The organism is Pseudomonas sp. TSO6 (assembly GCF_056098905.1).
Map to the genome: position 1 here is coordinate 1 of NZ_JBLZWV010000072.1, position 24,091 is coordinate 24,091.

At 62.2% G+C, this 24,091-nt stretch carries 19 protein-coding genes; 6 read left to right on the plus strand and 13 right to left on the minus strand.

Translation table 11 applies throughout. The annotated features are described in order from the left end of the window. Window positions 1–22 precede the first annotated feature (22 nt). The 3 genes from ACN6NG_RS28605 to ACN6NG_RS28615 are packed head-to-tail and all read right to left on the minus strand — an operon-like array spanning window position 23 to window position 5,225. Entirely contained in the window at window positions 23–3,076 is a 3,054-nt protein-coding gene (locus ACN6NG_RS28605) for an efflux RND transporter permease subunit (protein WP_063423249.1), read from the minus strand. Beyond that, window positions 3,073–4,140: an efflux RND transporter periplasmic adaptor subunit gene (locus ACN6NG_RS28610; RefSeq protein WP_063423248.1), complete on the minus strand. Its 1,068-nt coding sequence runs from the start codon at window positions 4,138–4,140 to the stop codon at window positions 3,073–3,075. The genes ACN6NG_RS28605 and ACN6NG_RS28610 overlap by 4 nt, the downstream gene beginning before the upstream one ends. Further along, window positions 4,137–5,225, minus strand: a complete 1,089-nt coding sequence (locus ACN6NG_RS28615) for an efflux RND transporter periplasmic adaptor subunit (RefSeq protein WP_474317377.1) — start codon at window positions 5,223–5,225, stop codon at window positions 4,137–4,139. Before ACN6NG_RS28615 ends, ACN6NG_RS28610 begins: the two co-directional genes overlap by 4 nt. Before the next feature lie 296 nt (window positions 5,226–5,521). Between ACN6NG_RS28615 and ACN6NG_RS28620 the strand changes: the two genes are divergently transcribed. Further along, window positions 5,522–5,977, plus strand: a complete 456-nt coding sequence (locus ACN6NG_RS28620) for an REP-associated tyrosine transposase (RefSeq protein ID WP_474317379.1) — start codon at window positions 5,522–5,524, stop codon at window positions 5,975–5,977. Between the two features lie 65 nt (window positions 5,978–6,042). Here the strand turns inward: ACN6NG_RS28620 and ACN6NG_RS28625 are convergent, their stop codons facing one another. The 7 genes from ACN6NG_RS28625 to ACN6NG_RS28655 all read right to left on the minus strand — a co-directional run bounded on the left by ACN6NG_RS28625 (window position 6,043) and on the right by ACN6NG_RS28655 (window position 14,341). Next, complete coding sequence (locus ACN6NG_RS28625; protein WP_016489721.1) at window positions 6,043–6,936, minus strand: ABC transporter permease subunit; 894 nt, start codon at window positions 6,934–6,936, stop codon at window positions 6,043–6,045. Beyond that, window positions 6,933–7,853 carry an ABC transporter permease subunit gene (locus ACN6NG_RS28630; protein ID WP_258654323.1) on the minus strand — a complete coding sequence of 307 codons (921 nt, stop codon included), beginning with the start codon at window positions 7,851–7,853 and terminating at the stop codon, window positions 6,933–6,935. Before ACN6NG_RS28630 ends, ACN6NG_RS28625 begins: the two co-directional genes overlap by 4 nt. After that, window positions 7,850–8,992 carry a polyamine ABC transporter ATP-binding protein gene (gene potA, locus ACN6NG_RS28635; protein WP_063423244.1) on the minus strand — a complete coding sequence of 381 codons (1,143 nt, stop codon included), beginning with the start codon at window positions 8,990–8,992 and terminating at the stop codon, window positions 7,850–7,852. Before potA ends, ACN6NG_RS28630 begins: the two co-directional genes overlap by 4 nt. Window positions 8,993–9,052: 60 nt before the next feature. Further along, window positions 9,053–10,147 (minus strand): polyamine ABC transporter substrate-binding protein, encoded by a 1,095-nt coding sequence (locus ACN6NG_RS28640; protein WP_041167936.1) that lies wholly within the window; start codon window positions 10,145–10,147, stop codon window positions 9,053–9,055. Window positions 10,148–10,305: 158 nt separating this feature from the next. Next, on the minus strand, window positions 10,306–11,403 hold the full coding sequence (locus ACN6NG_RS28645; protein WP_016502143.1) for a polyamine ABC transporter substrate-binding protein: 1,098 nt from the start codon (window positions 11,401–11,403) through the stop codon (window positions 10,306–10,308). Window positions 11,404–11,572: 169 nt separating this feature from the next. Next, complete coding sequence (locus tag ACN6NG_RS28650) at window positions 11,573–12,934, minus strand: aspartate aminotransferase family protein (RefSeq protein WP_063423243.1); 1,362 nt, start codon at window positions 12,932–12,934, stop codon at window positions 11,573–11,575. 48 nt (window positions 12,935–12,982) lie between these two features. Further along, window positions 12,983–14,341 carry a glutamine synthetase family protein gene (locus tag ACN6NG_RS28655; protein WP_016502145.1) on the minus strand — a complete coding sequence of 453 codons (1,359 nt, stop codon included), beginning with the start codon at window positions 14,339–14,341 and terminating at the stop codon, window positions 12,983–12,985. 574 nt (window positions 14,342–14,915) lie between these two features. Between ACN6NG_RS28655 and ACN6NG_RS28660 the strand changes: the two genes are divergently transcribed. Beyond that, window positions 14,916–16,292, plus strand: coding sequence for a glutamine synthetase family protein (locus ACN6NG_RS28660; RefSeq protein ID WP_016502146.1), 1,377 nt, complete (start codon window positions 14,916–14,918; stop codon window positions 16,290–16,292). A 150-nt stretch (window positions 16,293–16,442) separates the two neighbouring features. Here the strand turns inward: ACN6NG_RS28660 and argA are convergent, their stop codons facing one another. Next, entirely contained in the window at window positions 16,443–17,741 is a 1,299-nt protein-coding gene (argA, locus tag ACN6NG_RS28665; RefSeq protein WP_063423242.1) for an amino-acid N-acetyltransferase, read from the minus strand. Between the two features lie 124 nt (window positions 17,742–17,865). Continuing rightward, window positions 17,866–19,008, minus strand: coding sequence for an acetylornithine deacetylase (gene argE / locus ACN6NG_RS28670; RefSeq protein WP_019473412.1), 1,143 nt, complete (start codon window positions 19,006–19,008; stop codon window positions 17,866–17,868). A 115-nt stretch (window positions 19,009–19,123) separates the two neighbouring features. Here argE and ACN6NG_RS28675 point away from each other — a divergent pair, with 115 nt between their 5' ends. Next, window positions 19,124–20,491: a CYTH domain-containing protein gene (locus tag ACN6NG_RS28675; RefSeq protein WP_019473413.1), complete on the plus strand. Its 1,368-nt coding sequence runs from the start codon at window positions 19,124–19,126 to the stop codon at window positions 20,489–20,491. Between the two features lie 172 nt (window positions 20,492–20,663). On the opposite strand, the gene ACN6NG_RS28680 is transcribed toward ACN6NG_RS28675, so the two are convergent. After that, entirely contained in the window at window positions 20,664–21,134 is a 471-nt protein-coding gene (locus ACN6NG_RS28680; protein WP_016502150.1) for an Lrp/AsnC family transcriptional regulator, read from the minus strand. Between the two features lie 126 nt (window positions 21,135–21,260). Here ACN6NG_RS28680 and ACN6NG_RS28685 point away from each other — a divergent pair, with 126 nt between their 5' ends. The 3 genes from ACN6NG_RS28685 (at window position 21,261) to ACN6NG_RS28695 (ending at window position 24,077) form a co-directional block, all read left to right on the plus strand. Continuing rightward, window positions 21,261–21,566 (plus strand): hypothetical protein, encoded by a 306-nt coding sequence (locus ACN6NG_RS28685; protein WP_063423241.1) that lies wholly within the window; start codon window positions 21,261–21,263, stop codon window positions 21,564–21,566. 434 nt (window positions 21,567–22,000) lie between these two features. Beyond that, a complete protein-coding gene (locus tag ACN6NG_RS28690) occupies window positions 22,001–23,674 on the plus strand; it encodes a GspE/PulE family protein (protein WP_353457112.1) in 1,674 nt (557 codons plus the stop codon). A gap of 88 nt (window positions 23,675–23,762) precedes the next feature. Beyond that, entirely contained in the window at window positions 23,763–24,077 is a 315-nt protein-coding gene (locus ACN6NG_RS28695) for a DUF2388 domain-containing protein (RefSeq protein ID WP_016502153.1), read from the plus strand. Window positions 24,078–24,091: the final 14 nt, after the last annotated feature.

Sequence of the window (24,091 nt, forward strand, 5' to 3'; positions counted from 1 at the left end):
CCCACAGGGTCCGTAAAAGGCTTCAGTTTTGTTTCTGCGGCTCGCGGATCTTGTACCAGGCCACATACAGCGCCGGCAGGAACAGCAGCGTCAGCAAGGTCGCCACGATGATCCCGCCAATCATGGCGTAGGCCATCGGCCCCCAGAACACCTCGCGGGCAATCGGGATCATGCCCAGGCTCGCCGCCGCTGCAGTCAGCAGGATCGGCCGACGACGATGGTTGGTGGCCTCCACCACCGCATCCCACGGCGAGAAGCCCTGGGCTTCGAACTCGTCGATCTGGGTTACCAGGATCACCGAGTTACGAATGATGATGCCCGCCAGCGCCAGGATGCCAAGAATCGCCACAAAGCCCATCGGTGTACCCGTGGGCACCAGCGCCAGCACCACGCCGATCAACCCCAGCGGCGCCACGCTGACCACGAGGAACAACTTCTGCACGCTGTGCAGCTGGATCATCAGGAAGGTCGCCATGAGGAAAAGCATCAGCGGAATGACCTTGGCGATCGGGCCCTGGGCCTTGCTGCTCTCCTCCACCGTACCGCCCGTGGCCACTTCGTAACCGACCGGCAGCTGGCTGGCGAACTCATCGATCTTCGGCTTGAGCTGCGCCACCAGGTCAGTAGGCTGGATCTCGCCATTGACCGAAGCCTTGATGGTGATGGTCGGCTTGCGGTCACGGCGCCACACCAGCGGTTGCTCCAGCTCGTAACGCACGGTGGCGAACGACAGCAGCGGGATCGAGGTGCCGTTGGGGGTAAGAATTTGCAGGTTCTGCAGCGTATCGGGCGAGCCGCGCTCGCTGTCTTCGGCGCGGGCGACCACGTCCACCAGGTAGATGTTGTCGTTGACCTGGGTGATCTGCACGCCACTGACGATGCTGTTCATCACATTGGCCACGTCTTCGGACGACAGCCCCAGCTGGCGGGCCTTGTCCTGGGCGATTTCCACGCGCAGCACCTTACCCGGCTCGTTCCAGTCGTAGATCATCTCGCCGATGTGTTCGTTCTGGTCCAGCAAGGTGGCCAGCTCGATAGCGTGCTTGCGCACCTGGTCGATGTTGGCGCCGCTGACCCGGTACTGGATCGGCCGGCCCACCGGCGGGCCCATCTCCAGCGACTGCACGTTGGTACCGATGCCGACGAAGTCTTCGTGCAGGATCTTCTGCAGGCGGTCGATCATGCCCTGGCGCTCTTCGAAGCCCTTGCTGACGATCACCAATTGCGCGTAGTACGGGTTCTGCAGCTGCTGGTCGAGGGGCAGGTAGAAGCGAATCGCGCCTTGCCCGATATAGGTGCTCCAGCGCACCAGGTCCGGGTCGTCCTTGATCCGCGCCTCGAGGCGGTCGACCACCTTGCGCGTTTCCTCGATCGAGGCGTTCTGCGGCAGGTTGAGGTCGACGAGAATTTCCGGGCGGTCCGAGGACGGGAAGAACTGGTTCTGCACAAAGCGCATGCAGAAGATCGACAGGGCGAACAGCACTACGGTGCCGATGATGGTCAACCAGCGGTTGCGCATGCACCACAGCAACCCGCCCTCGAATGCCCGCCCGACCCGGCCAGGCTCGGCGTCGTGGGCCTTGAGCTTGTCGCCTTTGAGGATATGCACCCCGAGCACCGGCGCGAAGAACACTGCCACCACCCAGGACACGATCAGGGCCACGGCGATCACCGCGAACAGGGTGAAGGTGTATTCACCCGCAGAGCTGGCGTTGAGGCCAATGGGCACGAACCCAGCCACGGTTACCAAGGTGCCAGTAAGCATGGGGAAGGCTGTCGAGGTATAGGCGAACGTCGCCGCCTGCTCCTTGCTTTCGCCCATTTCCAGCCGCGTGACCATCACCTCCACGGTAATCATCGCATCGTCCACCAGCAGGCCAAGCGCAATGATCAGCGCACCCAGCGAAATCCGCTGCATGGTGATGCCGCTGTACTCCATGAACACGAACACCATGGCCAGCACCAGCGGGATCGAGCAGGCAACCACCAGGCCGGCGCGCACGCCAAGGCTGACGAAACTCACGGCCAGCACGATTACCACCGCCTCGAACAGCGCGCTGGTGAAGCCGCCAACCGCCTGCTTGACCACCACCGACTGGTCGGAGACGGTGTGTACCCCGACACCTACCGGCAGGTCTTCGATCACCTGGTCCATGCGCTTTTTCAGTGCCGCACCAAACACCTGGATATTGCCGCCGGCCTTCATGCCGATAGCCAGGCCTATGGCCGTCTGGCCGTTGTAGCGGAACATGGGCGAAGGCGGGTCGACGTAGCCACGCTCGATGTCGGCGATATCGGCCAGGCGGAAGAAGCGATCGTTGATCCTCAAGTTGACGGTTTGCAGGTCCTTCTCCGAGGCAAACTGCCCGGACGTACGCACCGAGATGCGCTCCGGGCCGGCCTCGATCATGCCGGCCGGTGTCACCGCGTTCTGCGCTTGCAGTGCCTGCATCACCTGGCGCTGGTCAATGCCCAGGGCAGCCAGCTTGCGGGTGGAGAAGTTCAGGTACAGCACTTCGTCCTGAGTGCCGACCAGCTCGATCTTGCCGATGTTGGGTACATCGCGGACCTCGGCCCGCGCCTGTTCCACATAGTCACGCAGCTGGCGCAAGGTCAGGCCGTCGGCGGTAAAGGCATAGATGGAGCCAAATACATCACCGAATTCGTCGTTGAAGCCCGGCCCCTGGATGCCCGCCGGGAATTCGCCACGAATGTCCTGGATCTTCTTGCGCACCTGGTACCAGATGTCCGGGATGTCCTTGGCCTTGGTGGTGTCGCGCAGGTACACGTAGACCGTGGACTCACCGGGGCGGGTGTAGCTTTTGGTGTAGTCGAGCGAGTCGAGTTCTTCGAGCTTCTTCTCGATGCGGTCGGTGACCTGGTACAGGGTTTCGTCCTGGGTCGCGCCGGGCCAGCGGGTCTGGATGACCATGGTCTTGATGGTGAACGACGGGTCTTCCTCACGGCCCAGGTTGAAGTAGGAGAAAATCCCCATCAACAAGCCAACGAACATCAGGTACCAGACGAACGATTGATGCTTGAGTGCCCAGTCGGACAGGTTGAAGCTTCCTTTCATTGCGCATCCTCGTCGAAGGTGACCTTCTGGCCAGGCTTGAGGCTGTTGACGCCCGCGGTGACCACGCGCTCACCGGGCTGCACGCCGGCGCTCAGCACGATGCTGTCAGCGGTGCGCTCGATCAGCGCCACGTCACGGGTGGCCACGGTCTTCTGCTGCGTATCGATCACCCACACCTGGGTCTTGCCGTCGCGCTCGAGCAAGGCACTCAAGGGCAATTCGCTGCGCGGGGATACCTGCGAGCTGAGGGTCACACTGATGGCTGTGCCAAGGTGAAAGGCCGCCGGCGTGCTGGCCAGGGTCAGGCGAGCGCGGCGGGTGCGGGTGGTGGCATCGGCCTGGGGCTCCAGTTCGCGCAGGCTTGCCGTGGTGCTGATGGTCGGGTCCAGTTGCGAGGCCACGGTGAAGGTCAGGCTTTTGCTCAACTGCTCGGCAAGGCCGATTGGCAGGTCGATTACCGCTTCCTTCACGTCCGGTCGGGCCAGGGTCACCACGGCTTGCCCCGCCGTTACCGTTTGCCCGGCTTCGGCCTGCCAGGCGGTAATCACGGCGGCGTGGTCGCTGCGCAGGGTGCTGTAGTCGAGCTGGTCACGGGCCTGGCTGAGCGCAGAGCGCGCCTGCTCCAGCGCTGCGCTGGTGGTTTTCAGGTTGGTCTGGGCGATATCCAGCTGGGCCTGGGCGCCAACGCCGCGGTCATACAGCTGTTGCTGGCGACGGGCATCGGCCTGGGCGTTGATCCACTGCGCCTGCACCTTGGCCAGGTCGCCTTCGGCGGCGCGCAGCTGGTTCTGCTGGTCGGTCGGGTCGAGGGTGGCCAAGGTGTCGCCCGGCTTCACCTGGGCGCCCACATCCAGCCAACGCCGGGCAATGCGCCCGGAAACACGAAAGCCCAAGGTACTTTCAAAACGCGCCTGGATACTGCCGGCGAAGCGGCCCAGTTGCGACTGCACCTGGGGTTCGACCTTGACCGACAGCACCGGCCGAATCGGCTCTGGTGCTTCTTCTTCGCTACTGCAGCCAGCCAGCAATACGCCGGCCGACAGCATCAGCAGCAGGCGTTTCATAGCCCACCCCCTTGGGCCTTGGCGTCGACCTTCTGCACCTGCATGCCGGGGTGCAGCAACTGCCCGCCAGTGACCACCACGGTTTCGCCGCCCTTCAGGCCGCTGGCGACCACAATCCTGCCGGTGAGATAACGGCTGACTTCGACTTTGCGCAATTCCACCTTGTCGCCCTCGCCCACCACCCACACGGCGGGGTCATGCAGGGCCTTGGTCAGCGCCGACCACGGCAGTTCGACGCTGGGCCGGCCCTGGGCATTGGTGGAGGCGGTGACTGGTGCACCCAGTTGCATGCCGGGTGGCACGTCTTTAAGGCCCACCTTGACCTGCACCGTGCCGCTTTGCGCCGACACCGTGGGCGTGATTTCGCGCACGAAACCCTGCGCCTGGACCTTGGGGTCGTCCAGCAGGCTCACGACTACCCCGGCATCGCTGGGCGGCGCCACCAGCAGCGACTCGTAGACATTGAACACCGCATCGCGGTCGCCATCGACGGCCAGGCTGAAGATCGGCATGGTCGCCTGCACCACCTGGCCGACTTCGGCCTGGCGCTCGGTGATCACCCCGGCGGCCTCGGAGACCAGTGCGGTGTAGCTGAGTTGCTCGTTGGCATTGGCCAGTTGCGCCTGGGCGGCCTTGAGCGCGCTCTGATTGCTGCGCAGCGCGGCCTCGGCAGCATCGTATTCGCTCTGGCTGGTGTAACCCTTGGGCAGCAATTTTTGCTGGCGCACGAAGGCGGCGCTGGTCTGGGTGACCCGCGCCTGCGCGGCGAATACTTCGGCCTTGGCCGAGTCGACGTTGTTCTGCAGGTCTTTCGGGTCCAGTCGGGCCAGCACCTGGTTGGCCTTGACGTGATCGCCAACATCGACGCTGCGCGAAATGATCTTGCCGCCGACACGGAACGACAGATCAGTCTGCACCCGCGCCTGCACGTCGCCGGTCAGGGTGACCCTGGCAGCGAAGTCGGTGGGCTGGACCTGCTGCACACCTACCCGAGGCAACGTCTCGGGGACCTCTTCCTTGCTACAGCCGGTGAGCATGTAAAGCAGCCCCAGGCAGACGACCGACAGCGGACGCATCAACGCCATGCTGGCTCCTTGCTTGTGCACAAATGATTGTGGAATGCGACTGTGAGCGTAGTTCAGGGTTCGATAAACATCACTGACGCGGATCAGTTCGGCATTTTCACAGCCTGTGCCGGCCTCTTCGCGGGTGAACCCGCTCCCACAGAGATCGTGCATATGCTGAATCCTGTGCAGTACCTGTGGGAGCGGGTTCACCCGCGAAAGGGCCGGTCCTGCCATATCCAGAAATCATCTGCTTCCCTGGGGGTGCAACACAGCCACTACCTTGGGATGTTGATCTCTATTCAAGGAAGAACCTGATGCCCAGGGCCCAATCCCATCTGCTTCGTCCTGGTCGCTATTCAGAACTTGGCAGGCTGTATCTGCTGACCACTGTTACCCATCGGCGCAAGCCGCTATTCGATGACTTCCACCATGCCCGGTTAGTCATTCACCAATTGCGGCAAGCCGATCAGGAGCACGCCTGCCGCTCACTGGCGTGGGTGCTGATGCCAGACCATCTGCATTGGCTGATCGAGCTGAAAGGAACAACACTGGCTACCCTGATGCGCAGGTTCAAGTCCCGCTCCAGTCTCGCATTACATCAGGCAGGGGTTAAGCATGACCCGGTATGGCAGCCTGGGTATCAGGACCGGGCATTGAGAAGGGAGGAAAGCATGGTGCATGTAGCCCGGTACATTGTTGCCAATCCATTGAGGGCTGGATTGGTCAGAAGTGTCCGGGAATATGCACACTGGGATGCAGTATGGCTTTGATTCGATGCTGGAGCCTTCGCGGCGGGTAGGGCGTGAAAGCGCCGAACCGCCGCGAAAGGGCCGGGTCAGGCCGACGCAGCTACCTGCGTCGGGCGCTTGACCTGCGGCTGCGAAGCATTGGCCGCGGCGCCTTCCTCGATCGCCTGCTGAATCGCCTTGCGACGACGCTCTTCGCTGCGGCGGCTGAAGTACCAGACAAAGAAGGTCACCAGCGACACCGACAGCAGGATCAGGCTGGCCACGGCGTTGATCTCCGGCTTCACGCCCAGGCGCACTGCCGAGAACACTTCCATCGGCAAGGTGGTCGAACCCGGGCCGGACACGAAGCTGGCCAGCACCAGGTCGTCCAGCGACAGCGCGAACGACATCATGCCGCCCGCCGCCAGCGACGGCGCGATCATCGGGATGGTGATCAGGAAGAACACCTTCCACGGCTTGGCACCCAGGTCCATTGCCGCCTCTTCGATCGACAGGTCCAGCTCACGCAGCCGCGCCGATACAACCACCGCCACATACGCCGCACAGAACGTGGTGTGGGCGATCCAGATAGTGACGATACCGCGCTCCTGCGGCCAGCCGATCATCTGCGCCATGGCCACGAACAGCAGCAACAGCGACAGACCGGTGATCACTTCAGGCATTACCAGCGGCGCGGTGACCAGGCCACCGAACAGCGTACGGCCCTTGAAGCGGGTGACCCGGGTCAGCACGAAGGCCGCCAGCGTACCCAGCGCCACCGCCGCCACCGCCGTGTAGCAGGCGATTTCCAGCGAGCGCATCACCGACCCCATCAACTGGGTGTTGTCGAGCAGGCCGACGTACCACTTGATCGACCAGCCACCCCACACCGTCACCAGCTTGGAGGCGTTGAACGAGTAGATCACCAGGATCAGCATCGGCAAGTAGATGAACAGCAAGCCGAGCACCAGCATCAGCTTGGAGAAACTGAAGCGTTTCATGCGCGGCCCTCCATTTCTTTGGCCTGGCTGCGGTTGAACAGCAGGATCGGCACAATCAGAATCGCCAGCATCACTACCGCCAGCGCAGAGGCTACCGGCCAGTCACGGTTGTTGAAGAACTCCTGCCACAGCACTTTACCGATCATCAGGGTTTCCGGGCCGCCGAGCAGTTCAGGGATCACGAACTCGCCCACCACCGGGATGAACACCAGCATGCAGCCGGCGATGATGCCGTTTTTCGACAGCGGCACGGTGATTTTCCAGAAGCTGTTGAAGGTGCTCGAACCCAGGTCGGATGCCGCTTCGAGCAGGCTCTGGTCATGCTTCACCAAGTTGGCGAACAGCGGCAGGATCATGAACGGCAGGTACGAATAGACCACGCCGATGTACACCGCCAGGTTGGTGTTGAGGATCTGCAGCGGCTGGTCGATCAACCCGGTCCACAGCAGGAAGCCGTTAAGCAGCCCGTTGTTGCTGAGGATGCCCATCCAGGCGTAGACGCGGATCAGGATCGCGGTCCAGGTCGGCATCATGATCAGCAGCAGCAGGACGGTCTGGGTTTCCTTCTTGGCGTTGGCAATGGCGTAGGCCATCGGGAAGCCGATCAGCAGGCACAGCAGCGTGCTGAAGAAGGCCATCTTCAACGAGCCCAGATAGGCCGAAAGGTACAGCTCATCCTCGGTCAACAAGCCATAGTTGGCCAGGTTGAGTACCAACTGGATCTTGTCTTCGACGTAGCTGTAGATCTCGGTGTACGGCGGGATCGCCACGTCGGCTTCGGCGAAGCTGATCTTCAGCACGATGAAGAACGGCAGCATGAAGAACAGGAACAGCCAGATGAACGGCACGCCGATCACCACGTGCCGCCCCCTCGGGGTCAGGCGCTGGAAGGCTCGCTTGAGCTTGCGCAGTTTCATGACCGCAGTACCACGCCGCTGTCGTCTTCCCACCACACGTACACTTCATCGCCCCAGGTCGGGCGCGTGCCCTGGCGCTCGGCGTTGGCGACGAACGACTGCACCACCTTGCCGCTCGGCAGCTCGACGTAGAACACCGAGTGGCCGCCCAGGTAGGCGATGTCGTGCACCTTGCCGCGCGACCAGTTGTGCTCGCAGGTCGGTTGCTGAGTAGTGACCAGCATCTTTTCCGGGCGCAGGGCGTAGGTGATGTGCTTGTCTTCCACCGACGTAGTGATGCCGTGGCCGACGTAGATCTTGCGCTCCAGCTCCGGGCTGGCAATGATCGCGTGGCCTTCGGCGTCGTCGACCACGTCACCTTCGAACAGGTTGACGTTGCCGATGAACTCGCACACCAGGCGGCTGGTCGGCGTTTCGTAGATGTCCACAGGCGAGCCGATCTGGGCGATCCAGCCCAGGTGCATGATGGCGATGCGCTGGGCCATGGTCATGGCCTCTTCCTGGTCGTGGGTCACCATCACGCAGGTCACGCCCACGCGTTCGATGATCTCTACCAGTTCCAGCTGCATCTGCGAACGCAGTTTCTTGTCCAGCGCACCCATCGGCTCGTCGAGCAGCAGCAGCTTGGGGCGCTTGGCCAGGGAGCGGGCCAGGGCTACGCGCTGACGCTGTCCACCGGACAGCTGGTGCGGCTTGCGCTTGGCGTACTGGGTCATGTGCACCAGCTTGAGCATCTCGGCCACGCGGGCGTCGATGTCAGCCTTGGGCAGCTTGTCCTGCTGCAGGCCGAAGGCGATGTTCTGTGCCACGGTCATGTGTGGGAACAGGGCGTAGGACTGGAACATCATGTTGATAGGCCGCTCGTAGGGCGGCATGTCGGTGATGTCGACGCCGTCGAGCAGGATCCGCCCTTCGGTAGGGCGCTCGAAGCCGGCCAGCATGCGCAGCAGGGTCGATTTGCCGGAACCGGAGCCACCCAGCAGGGCGAAGATCTCGCCTTTGCGGATTTCCAGTGACACATCGTCTACGGCGATGGTTTCGTCGAACTTCTTCGTGACCCGGTCGATTTTGACCAGCACCTGCTTGGGTTGCTGGCCACCCTCGAGGGCTTTCTTATAGGCACCGGAGGCAACTGCCATGAGTGAAACTCCCAACAAGATTTGTGTGCCCGCCCCTGCTTGGGCGGCGGGCCTGGATTGTTACTTGCCCGACTTGACCTTGGTCCAGCTACGGGTCATCAAACGTTGCACCTTGGGCGGCAACTCTGAATTCACGAACATCTTGTCCAGCACTTCCTGCGGTGGGTAAACCGCAGCGTCAGTCCTCACGGCCTGGTCCATCAGGTCGCCAGCCTTGGGGTTCGGGTTGGCGTAACCGACGTAATCACTGACCTGGGCGATAACCTCAGGTTTCAGCAAATAGTTGATGAAGGCGTGGGCCTCTTTGACGTTCTTGGCGTCGGCGGGGATCGCCAGCACGTCGAACCAGAGGTTGCCGCCTTCCTTGGGAATGGCGTAGGCCAGGTTCACGCCCTTCTTCGCTTCTTCAGCGCGGGCCTTGGCCTGGAAGATATCGCCCGAGAAGCCTGCCGCGACGCAGATGTCGCCGTTGGCCAGGTCGGTGATGTACTTGGACGAGTGGAAGTAGGTCACGTACGGGCGCACGGCCAGCAGCTTCTGCTCGGCTTTTGCATAGTCCTTGGGGTCGGTGCTGTTGGGGTTGAGGCCCATGTAGTTGAGCACCGCCGGCAGCATTTCGTCCGCCGAGTCGAGGAAGGCCACGCCGCACTTGGAGAGTTTCTTCATGTTCTCGGGTTCGAACAGCACGGCCCAGGAGTCGATGGTGTCCACGCCCAGCGCGGCCTTCACCTTGTCGACGTTGTAACCGATGCCGTTGGTGCCCCACAGGTAAGGCACGGCGTACTGGTTGCCCGGGTCGTTCTTTTCCAGGCGTTTCATCAACGCCGGGTCCAGGTTGGCATAATTGGGCAGCAGGCTCTTGTCGAGCTTCTGGAACGCGCCCGCCTTGATCTGCTTGCCGAGGAAATGGTTGGACGGCACTACCACGTCATAGCCGGTGTTACCGGCCAGCAGCTTGCCTTCCAGGGTTTCGTTGGAGTCGAACACGTCCTGCACGGGCTTGATGCCCGTTGCTTTCTCGAAGTCCGCGAGTGTGGTCGGGCCGATATAGTCGGACCAGTTGTAGAAGTGCACCGTAGGCGCCGCTTGGACGCTGCATGCCAGCGTCAGGCCCGCACCGGCCATCAAGGCCTTGCGGAATACAGAAATAGACAAGTGGGTGCTCCTCACAATCAGTGCCTGGGTCGCGACAATGCTGCCGCACACGCAAAACCGGCGCGCAACTTACCTTCGCAGCTTCGATGCCGCAATCAACAAATGCCTTTCACTGGCTCTGGGCCGGTAAAGCCCGGCCCAGAGGTGTCGCATCGGGCTTATTTGCCCGATTTGATCTTGGTCCAGCTGCGGGTGATCACACGCTGCACAGAAGCGTCAGGCGCAGCGATTGCGTACAGCTGCTTCTTCACTTCGGCAGGCGGGTAAATGCTCGGGTCACCGCTGATGTCTTTATCCACGAGCGCAGTGGCAGCCTGGTTGCCGTTCGGGAAGCGCACGGCGTTGGTGATCTCGGCCATGATTTCCGGCTGCAGCAGGAAGTTCATGAACTGGTAGGCCTCATCCTTGTGCTCGGCATCTTTCGGGATGGCGACCATGTCGTAGAAAGTACCGGCGCCTTCTTTCGGAATGACGTAGTCCACTTTGACCTTGTCGCCGGCTTCGTGGGCACGGGCCTTGGACTGCTCCAGGTCACCCGAGTAACCGACGGCTACACAGATGTTGCCGTTGGCCATGTCGCCGATGTACTTGGAGGAGTGGAAATAGGTGATCGAAGGACGAATCTTGAGGAACAGGTCCTCGGCGGCCTTCAGGTCTTCTTTCTTGGTGCTGTCGCTCGGCAGGCCCAGGTAGTGCAGCGCGGCCGGGATCATTTCGGTCGGTGCATCCAGGAAGCTCACACCGCAGCTTTTGAGCTTGGCAATGTTCTCAGGCTTGAACACGACGTCCCACGAGTCGATCTTGTCCACGCCCAGCGCGGCCTTGACCTTCTCCGGGTTGTAGCCGATGCCGATCGAGCCCCACATGTACGGGAAGGCGTGCTTGTTGTCCTTGTCGCTGGCATCGCCAACGGCTTTGAGCAGGTCCGGATCGAGGTTTTTCCAGTTAGCCAGCTTGGAACGGTCCAGTTCCTCGTAAACCCCCGCCTTGATCTGCTTGGCCAGGAAGTTGTTGGACGGCACCACGATGTCGTAGCCCGACTTGCCTGCCAGCAGCTTGGCTTCGAGGGTTTCGTTGCTGTCGAAGACGTCGTACTTGACCTTGATACCGGTCTGCTTCTCGAACTTGGCGATGGTGTCCGGCGCGATGTAGTCCGACCAGTTGTAGACGTTCAACACCTTGTCGTCAGCCTGTGCAGCAGTAGCCATGGCACCCATCAGGGCTGCGGCCAGCAACGTCTTGCCCATTTTATTCATGCGTCATGCTCCAGAATTTTTATTTAGCCATCTGTTCAGCAGCCAGGACCTACGGTGCAGAGCGCGCGGCGACTGAATCAGTCGCTAGTCTGGCAAGTTACGAGGCTCTGTTTCAAGGAAAGCAGAGCCTTGTAACGACTTAATGTCACATCGCTAGCCTAGCAAATGCTTACCGAATCGCCTCGAGGGTCAAGTCGAGGCATTTGCGTGCCTTTTCCACCAGTTCGTCGATTTCCGCATGGCTGATGACCAGCGGCGGCGCGATGATCATGGTGTCACCCACCGCACGCATGATCAGGCCGTTTTCGAAGCAGAAGGTGCGGCAGATCATGCCCACGCCCTTGCCCTCGTAACGGCTGCGGGCGGCCTTGTCCTTGACCAGCTCGATCGCGCCAAGCATGCCAAGGCCGCGCACTTCACCCACCAGCGGGTGGTCCTGCAGCTCACGCAAACGCTTTTGCAAATACGGTGCCGCTTCAGTGCGAGCCTTTTCGACAATTTTCTCGTCGCGCAGGATGCGCAGGTTTTCCAGGCCCACCGCGGCCGCTACCGGGTGGCCCGAATAGGTGAAGCCGTGGTTGAAGTCACCGCCTTCGCTGATCACCTTGGCCACTTTGTCACGCACGATCACACCGCCCATGGGGATGTAACCGGAGGTCAGGCCCTTGGCGATGGTCATCAGGTCGGGCTTGAGGTCGTAATAGTCAGAGCCGAACCATTCGCCGGTACGGCCGAAACCGCAGATGACTTCGTCGGCAACGAACAGGATGTCGTATTTGGCGAGAATCTCCTTCACCTTCGGCCAATAGGTTTCTGGCGGGATGATCACGCCGCCTGCGCCCTGGATAGGCTCGGCGATGAAGGCGGCGACGTTGTCTTCGCCCACTTCGAGGATTTTCTTCTCCAACTGCTCGGCCGCCCAGACACCGAACGCATCCGGGGTCATGTCACCGCCTTCGCCGAACCAGTACGGTTGCGGGATGTGCACGATGCCCGGGATCGGCAAGCCGCCCTGCTCGTGCATGCCGCTCATGCCGCCCAGGCAAGCACCGGCGAAGGTGGAGCCGTGGTAGCCGTTGATACGGCTGATGATGGTCTGCTTGTGCGGCTTGCCCTTCAACGCCCAGTAGTGGCGCACCATGCGCAGCACGGTGTCGTTGCCTTCGGAGCCGGAGCCGGTGAAGAACACATGGGTCATGCCCTCGGGCGCCACATCGGTAATGGCCTTGGCCAGTTCCAGTGCAGGCGGGTGGGCCGTCTGGAAGAACAGGTTGTAGTACGGCAGCTCGCGCATCTGCTTTTCTGCTGCCTGCACCAGCTCTTCACGGCCGTAACCGACCGCCACGCACCACAGGCCCGCCATGCCGTCGAGGATCTTGTGCCCCTCGCTGTCCCACAAATGCACCCCCTGGGCCTTGGTGATGATGCGCGGCCCCTTCTCCTTCAGCTGCTTGTAGTCACTGAAAGGTGCGAGATGGTGCTCCCCGCTCAGGGTTTGCCATTCACGGGTTTGCGGGTTGTTGGTGCTCATGTGCTTCTCCGTTGTTCGACAGCCGCGCTCCAGCGGCCCCAGGGTTTATCAGACAGCGAACAGCAGGAACTCTCGCTCCCAGGAACTGATGACACGCTTGAAGTTTTCGTGCTCGGCGCGCTTGGTTGCGACGTAGCCGGTGATGAACTTCTTGCCCAGGTACTGCACCAGCGCACGGCTGTTTTCCATGCGCTCCAGGGCGTCTTCGATGGTCAGCGGCAAGCGCAGGTTGCGGCGTTCGTAGCCACGGCCCTGTACCGGCGCGCTGGCCTGAATGCCTTCGACCATGCCGATGTAGCCACACAGCAGGCTGGCAGCAATGGCCAGGTATGGGTTGGCGTCGGCGCCCGGCAGGCGGTTCTCGACCCGGCGGCTTTGCGGGCCGGCATCCGGTACGCGCAGGCCGACAGTGCGGTTTTCTTCGCCCCACTCCACGTTCACCGGCGCCGAAGTGTCGGGCAGGAAGCGCCGGAACGAGTTGACGTTGGGGGCGAACAGCGGCAGTGCCTCGGGGATGAACTTCTGCAGGCCACCGATGTGGTGGAGGAACAGCTCGCTCATGCTGCCGTCTTCATTGCTGAAGATGTTCTTGCCGGTGGCCACGTCGACCACGCTCTGGTGCAGGTGCATGGCACTGCCCGGCTCGCCGGTCATCGGCTTGGCCATGAAGGTGGCAGCCACGTTGTGCTTGAGCGCCGCCTCGCGCATGGTGCGCTTGAACACCAGGATCTGGTCGGCCAGGTGCAGGGCGTCGCCGTGACGGAAGTTGATTTCCATCTGCGCCGTGCCGTCTTCGTGGATCAGCGTGTCCAGGTCCAGCTGCTGCAGTTCGCACCAGTCGTAGACGTCTTCGAACAGCGGGTCGAATTCGTTGGCGGCTTCGATCGAGAATGACTGGCGGCCGGTTTCCGGGCGGCCCGAACGGCCTACCGGGGGCTGTAACGGGAAGTCCGGGTCTTCGCTGCGCTTGGTCAGGTAGAACTCCATCTCAGGCGCGACAATAGGCTGCCAGCCCTTGTCGGCGTAGAGCTTGAGGACTTTCTTCAAGACGTTGCGTGGCGACAGTTCGACCGGGTTGCCCTTCTTGTCGTAGGTGTCGTGGATCACCTGCGCAGTCGGCTCGATGGCCCACGGTACAAGGAACACGGCATTCTCGTCGGGGCGGCAGATCATGTCGATGTCGGCCGGGTCGAGCAGTTCGTAATAGATGTCGTCGTCGACGTAGTCGCCGGTCACGGTCTGCAGCAGCACGCTCTCGGGCAGGCGCATGCCTTTTTCGGCGATGAATTTGTTGGTGGGCGAAATCTTGCCGCGCGTGATGCCGGTCAGGTCACTGATCATGCATTCGACTTCGGTGATCTTGTGCTCTTTCAACCAATCGGTGAGCTGGTCGAGGTTGTTACTCATAAATACCTCAGGAGGTAAGGTGGGCCGCGCATTGATTCTGGATGGAGTAGATTGCTAAAGCAAAAACCCCCGCGCAGCGCCGCAGTGGATACACTGAAAACAAGTGTGTCCATAATGAGTTGGAAGGGCAGGAAGACGAAGCGAAGAGCGGCAAGCCGCTACGAGGGCAGGCCCGGAGACGCCAAACGTCAATTATTGCGGCCAGGGCGACCACGCCAGTGACGAAGCTTGCAAAAACGACAGAGGTACCCGTTGGCACTGCGCAGGCAGTGCTTTCAGGTCGCGGCAAGCGGACCATATGACCCTCGTATTATTGTGTTCTGGGTTGTGACCGAGCTTAGCCTTGTTCATTTTTTTACACAACACCCGCGTAAAAAATAAAAGACGGTACGCTTGAGATAGCCCTTCACACGTGAAATAGCGGATAATGGCACGCCCCGATTTGCAGCAAATCTGCCGTAGATGTGCCATTTCAGGGCATCATGGGGTTGGCTTGACATCAGTATGGCTTTTCGATTGACTGGTCCTGCAAGCCCCCCTTGATTGATATTTTTAACAACAAAGGTGTTGCATCATGTCGGTACCCCCGCGTGCCGTTCAGCTTAACGAAGCGAACGCGTTCCTTAAGGAACATCCTGAGGTTCTCTACGTTGACCTTCTGATTGCAGATATGAATGGTGTGGTGCGTGGCAAGCGCATTGAGCGCACCAGCCTCCACAAGGTTTACGAGAAAGGCATCAACCTGCCGGCCTCCCTCTTCGCCCTGGACATCAACGGTTCCACCGTCGAAAGCACCGGGCTTGGCCTGGACATCGGCGATGCTGACCGCATCTGCTACCCGATCCCCGACACGCTCTGTAATGAGCCGTGGCAAAAGCGCCCCACTGCCCAACTGCTGATGACCATGCACGAGATCGAAGGCGAGCCGTTCTTCGCCGACCCTCGTGAAGTGCTGCGTCAGGTAGTGAGCAAGTTCGACGAACTGGGCCTTACCATCTGTGCTGCATTCGAGCTGGAGTTCTACCTGATCGACCAGGAGAACGTGAACGGCCGCCCACAGCCGCCGCGCTCGCCAATTTCGGGCAAACGCCCGCAGTCGACCCAGGTGTACCTGATCGACGACCTCGACGAATATGCCGACTGCCTGCAGGACATCCTCGAAGGCGCGAAAGAGCAAGGCATCCCGGCCGACGCCATCGTCAAGGAAAGCGCCCCGGCGCAGTTCGAAGTCAACCTGCACCACGTCCCAGACCCGCTCAAGGCCTGTGACTACGCGGTACTGCTCAAGCGGTTGATCAAGAACATCGCCTACGACCATGAAATGGACACCACCTTCATGGCCAAGCCCTATCCGGGCCAGGCAGGCAACGGCCTGCATGTACACATTTCCGTGCTGGACAAAGATGGCCACAACATCTTCACCAGCGAGGATCCCGAGCAGAACGCCGCGCTACGTCACGCTGTCGGCGGTGTGCTCGAGACCCTGCCCGCGTCCATGGCGTTCCTTTGCCCGAACGTCAACTCGTACCGCCGCTTTGGCGCGCAGTTCTATGTACCGAACGCGCCAAGCTGGGGCCTGGACAACCGCACCGTAGCGCTGCGTGTGCCAACAGGCTCTGCCGATGCCGTGCGCCTCGAGCACCGGGTAGCCGGCGCCGATGCCAACCCGTACCTGATGATGGCAGCCGTGCTGGCTGGAGTGCACCATGGCCTGACCAACAAGATCGAGCCGGGCAAGCCGATCGAAGGCAACTCGTACGAGCAGCTGGAGCAGAGCCTGCCGAACAACCTGCGCGATGCCCTGCGCGAGCTGGACGACAGCGAGATCCTCAACAAGTACATCGATCCGAAGTACATCGACATCTTTGTCGCGTGCAAGGAAAGCGAGCTGGAGGAGTTCGAGCACTCGATCTCCGACCTCGAGTACAACTGGTACCTGCACACCGTGTAAAAAAAACGCCGCCCACAAGGGCGGCGTTTTTGTTTGAGACCGGTGTCGCCTGCTTCGCGGGCACGCCCGCTCCCACAGGTAGACCACAGGCTTCAGCCCTGCAGATTACCCTGTGGGAGCGGGCGAGCCCGCGAAGAGGCCGGCACAGGCTTACAGGGGCTTCTCGAAAATTTTCGAATTACGCTGGTAGTTGTACAGCGAAGCCCGCGCCGATGGCAGGCGCTCCACGCCGCTGGGTGCAAAACCGCGCTCACGGAACCAGTGCGCAGTACGCGTCGTCAGCACAAACAGGGTATTCAAACCCATCTGTCGCGCCCGGCTCTCGATGCGCTCCAGCAATTCATCCCCGCGCCCGCCGTGGCGGTATTCCGGGTTCACCGCCAGGCACGCCAACTCCCCTGCTTCAGATTCGGCAATGGGGTACAGCGCCGCACAGGCGATGATCATGCCCTCGCGCTCGACCACGCTGAACTGCTCGATCTCCCGCTCCAGCACTTCACGCGAGCGGCGCACCAGAATGCCCTGTTCTTCCAGCGGGCTGATCAGCTCCAGCAAGCCGCCCACATCCTCGATGGTCGCCTCGCGCACTACTTCGAACTGTTCCTGCGACACCAGCGTACCGCCACCACCACGGGTGAACAGCTCGGTCAGCAGCGCGCCGTCCTCGGCATAACTGACAATGTGGCTGCGTGCCACGCCGCCCTTGCAAGCCTCGGCGGCGGCATCCAGCAGCTCACCCTGGTAGTCGCTGCCCAGGCGCTGCAGGTGCGGGGCAACCTGCTGCGGGCGCAGTTCCCGCACCAGCTTGCCGTCGGCGTCCAGCAGGCCCGGCTCGGCGCCGAACAGCAGCAACTTGTCGGCGCCCAGCTCGATGGCGGCACGGGTGGCCACGTCTTCGCAGGCCAGGTTGAAGATTTCGCCGGTAGGCGAGTAGCCCAACGGCGACAGCAGCACGATGGAGCGCTCGTCGAGCAGGCGGCTGATGCCCTTGCGGTCGACCCGGCGCACTTCACCGGTGTGGTGGTAGTCCACCCCTTCAAGCACGCCGATCGGCCGCGCGGTGACCAGGTTGCCGGACGCCACGCGCAGGCGCGAGCCCTGCATCGGCGACGCGGCGATGTCCATCGACAGGCGCGCCTCGATGGCCAGGCGCAGGGCGCCAACGGCATCGATCACGCAGTCCAGGGTGGCGGCATCGGTGATACGCAGGCCATGGTGGTAGTGCGGGGTTAGCCCCCGATCGGCCAATCGGCTTTCGATCTGCGGGCGCGAGCCATGCACCAGTACCAGGCGCACACCAAGGCTGTGAAGCAGCACCAGGTCGTGGACGATGTTGCCGAAATTAGGGTGTTCCACCCCATCGCCAGGGAGCATGACCACGAAGGTGCAGTCGCGATGGGCGTTGATGTACGGGGAGGCATGACGCAGCCAGTTGACGTAGTCGGGCATGACAGGGCCTGTGAATAAGTGGACGGAGAACGGCGATACAAGGGGCGTTCAAGATCATCGTCGGAACAGGCTTGCGGTCACGCGCGGTCTCCTCTAGGCAGGAACGAATCAACTCGATTGACGTTTAGTGCAGGCAATAGTGCCGGATCAGGTCACGCAATAGACGCACGGTAGGCTCGATTCGTGACATTTCAAGGTATTCGCCGGGCTGGTGGGCACAGGCGATGTCACCAGGGCCCAGCACGATGGTCTGGCAGCCCAGCTGCTGAAGATAAGGCGCTTCGGTGCCGAACGCCACCGCTTCGGCGCGATGGCCGGTCAGGCGTTCCGCCACTTGCACCAGCTCGGCATCGGCAGCCTGCTCGAACGGCGGCACCTCCGGGAAAAGTGGCGCGTAGTCGATGCGCACATCATGGCGCTCGGCCACGGGCACCAACTTCTCGCGAATGGCTGCGCGCAGTTGCTCTACATCCATGCCCGGCAACGGTCGCAGGTCGAATTCAAGCGCACACTGGCCGCAGATGCGGTTGGGGTTGTCGCCGCCGTGGATGCAGCCAAAGTTCATGGTCGGGGTCGGCACGGTGAACTGTGGGTTGCGATAGGTTTGCTGCCATTGCTGGCGCAGGCCCATCAGCTCGCCCATTACCGCATGCATGGCCTCCATGGCGCTGCGGCCCAGGTTCGGGTCCGACGAATGGCCGCTACGCCCGAGGATGTCGATGCGGTCCATGAGAATGCCCTTGTGCATGCGGATCGGCCGTAGCCCGGTAGGCTCGCCGATGACCGCCGCACGGCCCAGCGGCTGGCCGGCCTCGGCCAGGGCGCGGGCACCGGACATGGAGCTTTCTTCGTCGCAGGTGGCGAGGATCAGCAGTGGTTGCTTGAAATCGTGCTCCAGCAGCGGGATGACGGCTTCGATGACCAGGGCAAAAAAGCCCTTCATGTCGCAACTGCCCAGGCCGACCCAGCGGCCATCGACCTCGGTCAGCTTCAACGGGTCGCTGGCCCACAGTTGTTCGTCATAGGGCACAGTGTCGCTGTGCCCGGCCAGCACCAGGCCACCTGGGCCGCTGCCACGGCTGGCCAGCAGGTTGAACTTGCCCGGCGTGACCTGCTGGATGTCGCATGTGAACCCCAGGTCGCCCAGCCACCCCGCCAGCAGGTCGATGACCTGGCGGTTGGACTGGTCCAGCGCGGGCTGGGTGCAACTGACCGAAGGCGCGGCGATCAAGGCGGCAAACTGGTCTTTCAGCGTCGGCAACGGCATGCGCAAACTCCTCGGAAGCGTTGCCCATCATAGGACTATCCGCCGTCTGGAATAAACCGTTGGCGGCTGACTGCTGTAGACTCTCCGCCAACCACGCCCCTCTTTCGAGTCTGTGATGCACAAAGAAACCGAACTGAAGCTCCGCGCCAGCCGCGAGACCCTTGCCGCCCTGCGCGAGCACCCTCTGCTGAAAAAGCGCAACAAGTCCGGCTGGCAGACCCGTGAACTGCTCAACCAGTACTTCGACACCCCCGAGCGTGAGCTGTCCGCCGCCCGTGTCGCCCTGCGCCTGCGCCGCGATGGCGATGCCGTCATCCAGACCCTCAAGTGCCGCGGCACCAGCGTGGCCGGCCTGTCCGAGCGCAACGAGTACGAATGGAACCTGGACAAGGTCAAGCTCGACCTGAAGAAACTGGACGCCACCTGCTGGCCCGAGCAACTGGCAGGCCTGGACAAGAAAACCATCAAGCCGCTGTTCACCACCGACTTCAGCCGTGAATACGCCGAAATCGCCTGGGGCCGTGGCAAGAGCAAAGTGGTGATCGAGGCCGCGCTGGACCAAGGCTTCGTGATTGCCGGCAAGCGCAAGGAAGAGATCTGCGAGCTGGAGCTGGAACTGCGCGAAGGTGACCCGCAAGCGCTGTTGGAGCTGGCCGCCGAGCTGGCCGCCAGCCTGCCGCTGATGCCCTGCGACATCAGCAAGGCCGAGCGTGGCTACCGCCTGCTGGAGCCGGACAGCTACGAGCTGGGCCTGCCGCACACCGAGCTGGAAGCCGAAATGGCCCTGGACGACGCCTACGCCGCATTGGCCTGGCAACTGCTGGGCAGCAGCCAGCGCCTGGCCGAGCAGTACCGCCACAACGGCCACTGGCGCCTGCTGCAGGACTGGGTCGAGTGCCTGAGCGAACTGCGCGCCCTCACCGCCAGCCTGGGCCAGGCCGCGCCGCGTGCCAGCACCCGTGACCTGCGCAGCAGCCTCGATGCCCTGCTGGAAGACTGGCGCCCGCTGGTGCAGGCCGGCAACGACGACGAAGACATCCGCCGCGCCGCGCCCGAGCAGTTTGCCGAAGAGCTGGAAGACGTGCGCTGGGGCCAGTTCTCGCTGGAAACCTCGCGCTGGCTGCTGGCCCGCGCCTGGACCGTGGAGCGCAAAGGCCGTGGCGAGCGTCAGGGCAAGGCGCAGCTGGCCAGCTGGCTGGCGCACCTGCTGGGGGAGGAAGGCCGTGCGTTGAAGCTGCCGCTGTACACCCAGCGCCCGGAAGACCTGGCCGAGCAGCTGCCACGTATCGAGCAACTGCTGGGCTGGCTGCACCACGCCCGCCAGGTGCTGGAAGCGCCGCAGATGGACCGCCTGTATGGCGACCTGAAGAAGCTGCACGAGCTGGCCGAACTGCCGATCAGCGATGAAGTGCTGGAAGCCCGTATCGAACAGGCTCGGGCGGTAGACCAGAGCCGCGGCTGGAAGCACCTGCTCAAGGCTTGATACCACATCGCCTTTTTCGCAGCACAAGGCTTACAGGTGGACGCAATCCCTGTAAGAGCAGCCTTGTGCTGCGAAGAGGCCCGTTTTGCCACAGATTTTTTCATGTCAGACCGGCCCCTTCGCAGCGCACGGCTGCTCCTACAGTTACCGCATCTACCTTGCAATGTGTGTCCTACCGCGAAAGTGGCAGGCTGGTGGTGGACTTGATCTCGGACAGCGCCACAATGGAGTTCACTTCCTGAATGCCCGGCACGTTCGACAGCTTTTCGAAGAAGAACCGCTCGTAGGCCTCGATATCCGACGTGACGATGCGCAGCAGAAAGTCCACCGCCCCCATCAGCACGTAACACTCAAGCACCTCCGGAAACCCGCGGATCGCCTCGGTGAACTCGGTGAAGTTGGAGCGCCCGTGAGCATTGAGCTTCACCTCGGCGAAAATCTGCGTGTTCAGGCCGACCTTCTTGCGGTCCAGCAGGGTCACCTGCCCGCGAATCACCCCCTCTTCCTTCAAGCGTTGTATGCGCCGCCAGCACGGCGATTGCGACAGCCCTACGCGTTCGGCGACCTGCGCGCTGGACAGCGAAGCGTCCTCTTGCAGCAGTTCGAGAATGCGGCGGTCGTAAGCGTCCAGCTCGCTGTGCATTGTTCAATCTCCTGAAAGCCAATATCTGAATCAATCAATTCGCCAACACAGCGAAATGATTAAATCATAGCGAAAAAATACCGCCGCCAACGTGCAAAAATTTCTCCCAAATTCGCGGAGACCAGCATGAACGCACAACCCCGTACCGACGCCTGGGCCGCCAGCAACGCCCACAGCACCGTGCACTACCGCCTGCAGGCCGACGCCGAGCCCGACAGCCTGTGCCGCGTGCTCAACCTGTTTGCCCTGCAGTTCCTGACCCCGCACAGCGTGCACGTCAGCCAGCAGGAAGACTGGCTGGATATCGAAGTCGGCATTGGCGGCCTGAGCTGGCACCGGGCCGAAGTGATTGCGCAGAAACTGCGTAACCTGGTGTGTGTGGGTGAAGTGAGCCTGACCAACATGCACCGGGTGGAGCTGGCGGTTGTATGAACATTTGCGGCCCTATCGCCGGCAAGCCAGCTCCCACAGGATCACCACAGGTTCGAACATTGCGCAGTAACTGTGGGAGCTGGCTTGCCGGCGATGGGCCGGTACAGAAATAGCAAACTCACCACAGGTTCGAACATTGCGCAGTACCTGTGGGAGCTGGCTTGCCGGCGATGGGGCCGGTACAGAAAGAGCAAACTCACCACAGGTTCGAACATTGCCCAGTACCTGTAGGAGCTGGCTTGCCGGCGATGGGGCCGGTACAGAAAGAGCAAACTCACCACAGGTTCGAACATTGCGCAGTACCTGTGGGAGCTGGCTTGCCGGCGATGGGGCCGGTACAGAAATAGCAAATTCCTGAAACCCTTCACCTCCGATGCTCTTCCGCTGCCCGGCTAGCCTTGATCAGCACTCCTCATCAGGCACGGACGCCAACCATGCACACCCCCGACAACCTGGAACTCGACCTGAAGCACGTGCTACAGGCCCTGCTCGCCGACCAGTACCTGCACGCCACCGACACCCTGCAAGTACTCGAACGCGCCGCCACACATCCCACCGCCCACCCCTTGGAACAAGTCGCCGCCTGCTGCCTGAAAGACCGCCGCCAACCTGGCCAACTGCTGGACTTGGACAGCCTCTGCCAATGGCTGGCCAACAAGGTCGGCCAGCCCTACCTGCGTATCGACCCCATGCAGCTCGACCTGCCCCAGGTCGCCGGCCTGGTATCCCCCGCTTTCGCCCAGCGCCACGGTATCCTCATCGTCGCCGACGACCCTTCCGGCATCACCGTGGCCAGCGCCCAGCCTTACCAGGACGACTGGCAGGCTGACCTGGCCCGCAGCCTGGGACGCCCGATCCGCCGCGTGCTGGCCAACCCGTTGCAGATTCGCCAGTCAGGGCAGTCGTTTCACCGCCTGGCCCAGTCGGTAAAGGGCGCGCAGCACCAGCAATCGACCAGCCTGGGCGAACTCGAACAGTTGCTGGAACTGGGCAAGCGCCAGACCGAAGCCAGCGCCGACGACGCGCACATCGTGCATATTGTCGACTGGCTGCTGCAGTACGCCATTGATCAGCGCGCCAGCGATATCCACCTGGAACCCCGACGCGCACAGGGCCAGTTGCGCTACCGCATCGATGGCCTGCTGCACACCGTCTACGCCTTCCCCGCCGGGGTCACCCTGGCGCTGGTCAGCCGCCTGAAACACCTGGGCCGCCTGGACGTTGCAGAAAAGCGCCGCCCGCAGGACGGCCGCCTGCAAAGCCGGCTACCAGGTGGCGGTGAAGTGGAGCTAAGGCTGTCGACCCTGCCGACCCCGTTCGGCGAAAAGCTGGTACTGCGCCTGTTCGACCCGCACCAACTGCACGAGGGCTTCGAGCGCCTCGGTCTGGAGGGGCCACAACTGGCCCAGTGGCAAGGCCTGCTGCGCCAGCGCCAGGGCATCATCCTGGTCACCGGCCCCACCGGTTCCGGCAAGACCAGCACGCTGTACGCCAGCCTCAAGCTGCTGGCCACGCCGCAGGTCAACCTGTGCACCATCGAAGACCCTATCGAGCGCCTGGAACCGGCCTTCAACCAGCTGCAGGTACAGCCCGCGCTAGACCTGGGTTTTGCCAGCGCCGTGCGGGCCATGCTGCGCCAGGACCCTGACATCATCATGATCGGCGAGATCCGCGACCGCGAAACGGCGCTGGTGGCGGTGCAGGCGGCCCTGACCGGGCACCTGGTACTGTCGACCCTGCATACCAACGACGCCTGCGCTGCAATCACCCGCCTGCAAGAGCTGGGTGTGGCCGACTACCTGATCAAGGCCACGCTGGTCGGGATCATGGCCCAGCGACTGGTGCGTACTGTGTGCCCAGACTGTGTGGCGAATCCATCAGCCAGTTGCCTGACCTGCCGTGGCACCGGTTTTCATGGGCGTACGGGCCTGTTCGAGCTGCTGCAGCCCAGCGAAAGCCTGCGTGCATTGATTGGCCCGAACGCCGACCTGACCGGTTTGCGGCAACAGGCGCTGGACGATGGCCTGGTTGACCTGCGCCGTTGCGGCGAGGCCAAAGTGGCTTGCGGGCAGACCCGTGCCGAGGAAGTGCTGCGCGTCTGCAGCTGACGAAAAGTCCTTTGTATTCAAGGAACTTGCCTTGCCCGGAAAGATCCAACCGCGCATCTTCAACCCTCACCCTTCGAGGTGTTTCAACATGCGTCTCAAAACCGCCATCGCTGCCGCTGCCTTGCTTTCGCTGCCCATTGGCTCGGCCATGGCCGATACCTTCTGGCGTAACGTGATGACTTCCGGTGCAACCACGGCATCGAGCTACCTGACCTCGCGAGATCACAAACTGGTTGTGGCCGCGCAGGATGACGCTAGCAGCTTCGTCGCCAGCGAAGGCGCGATCCGCGGGCCGTTCCTGGAAGCGGCCATGCGCCAGGCGCGGGCAGAGCACCCAGGGATGCAGGCTTCCGACATGGAGCTGGCCAATGCCATCCTGGCCAAGAATGCGGTAGCCGAGTAACCGCGTCGCCTGCT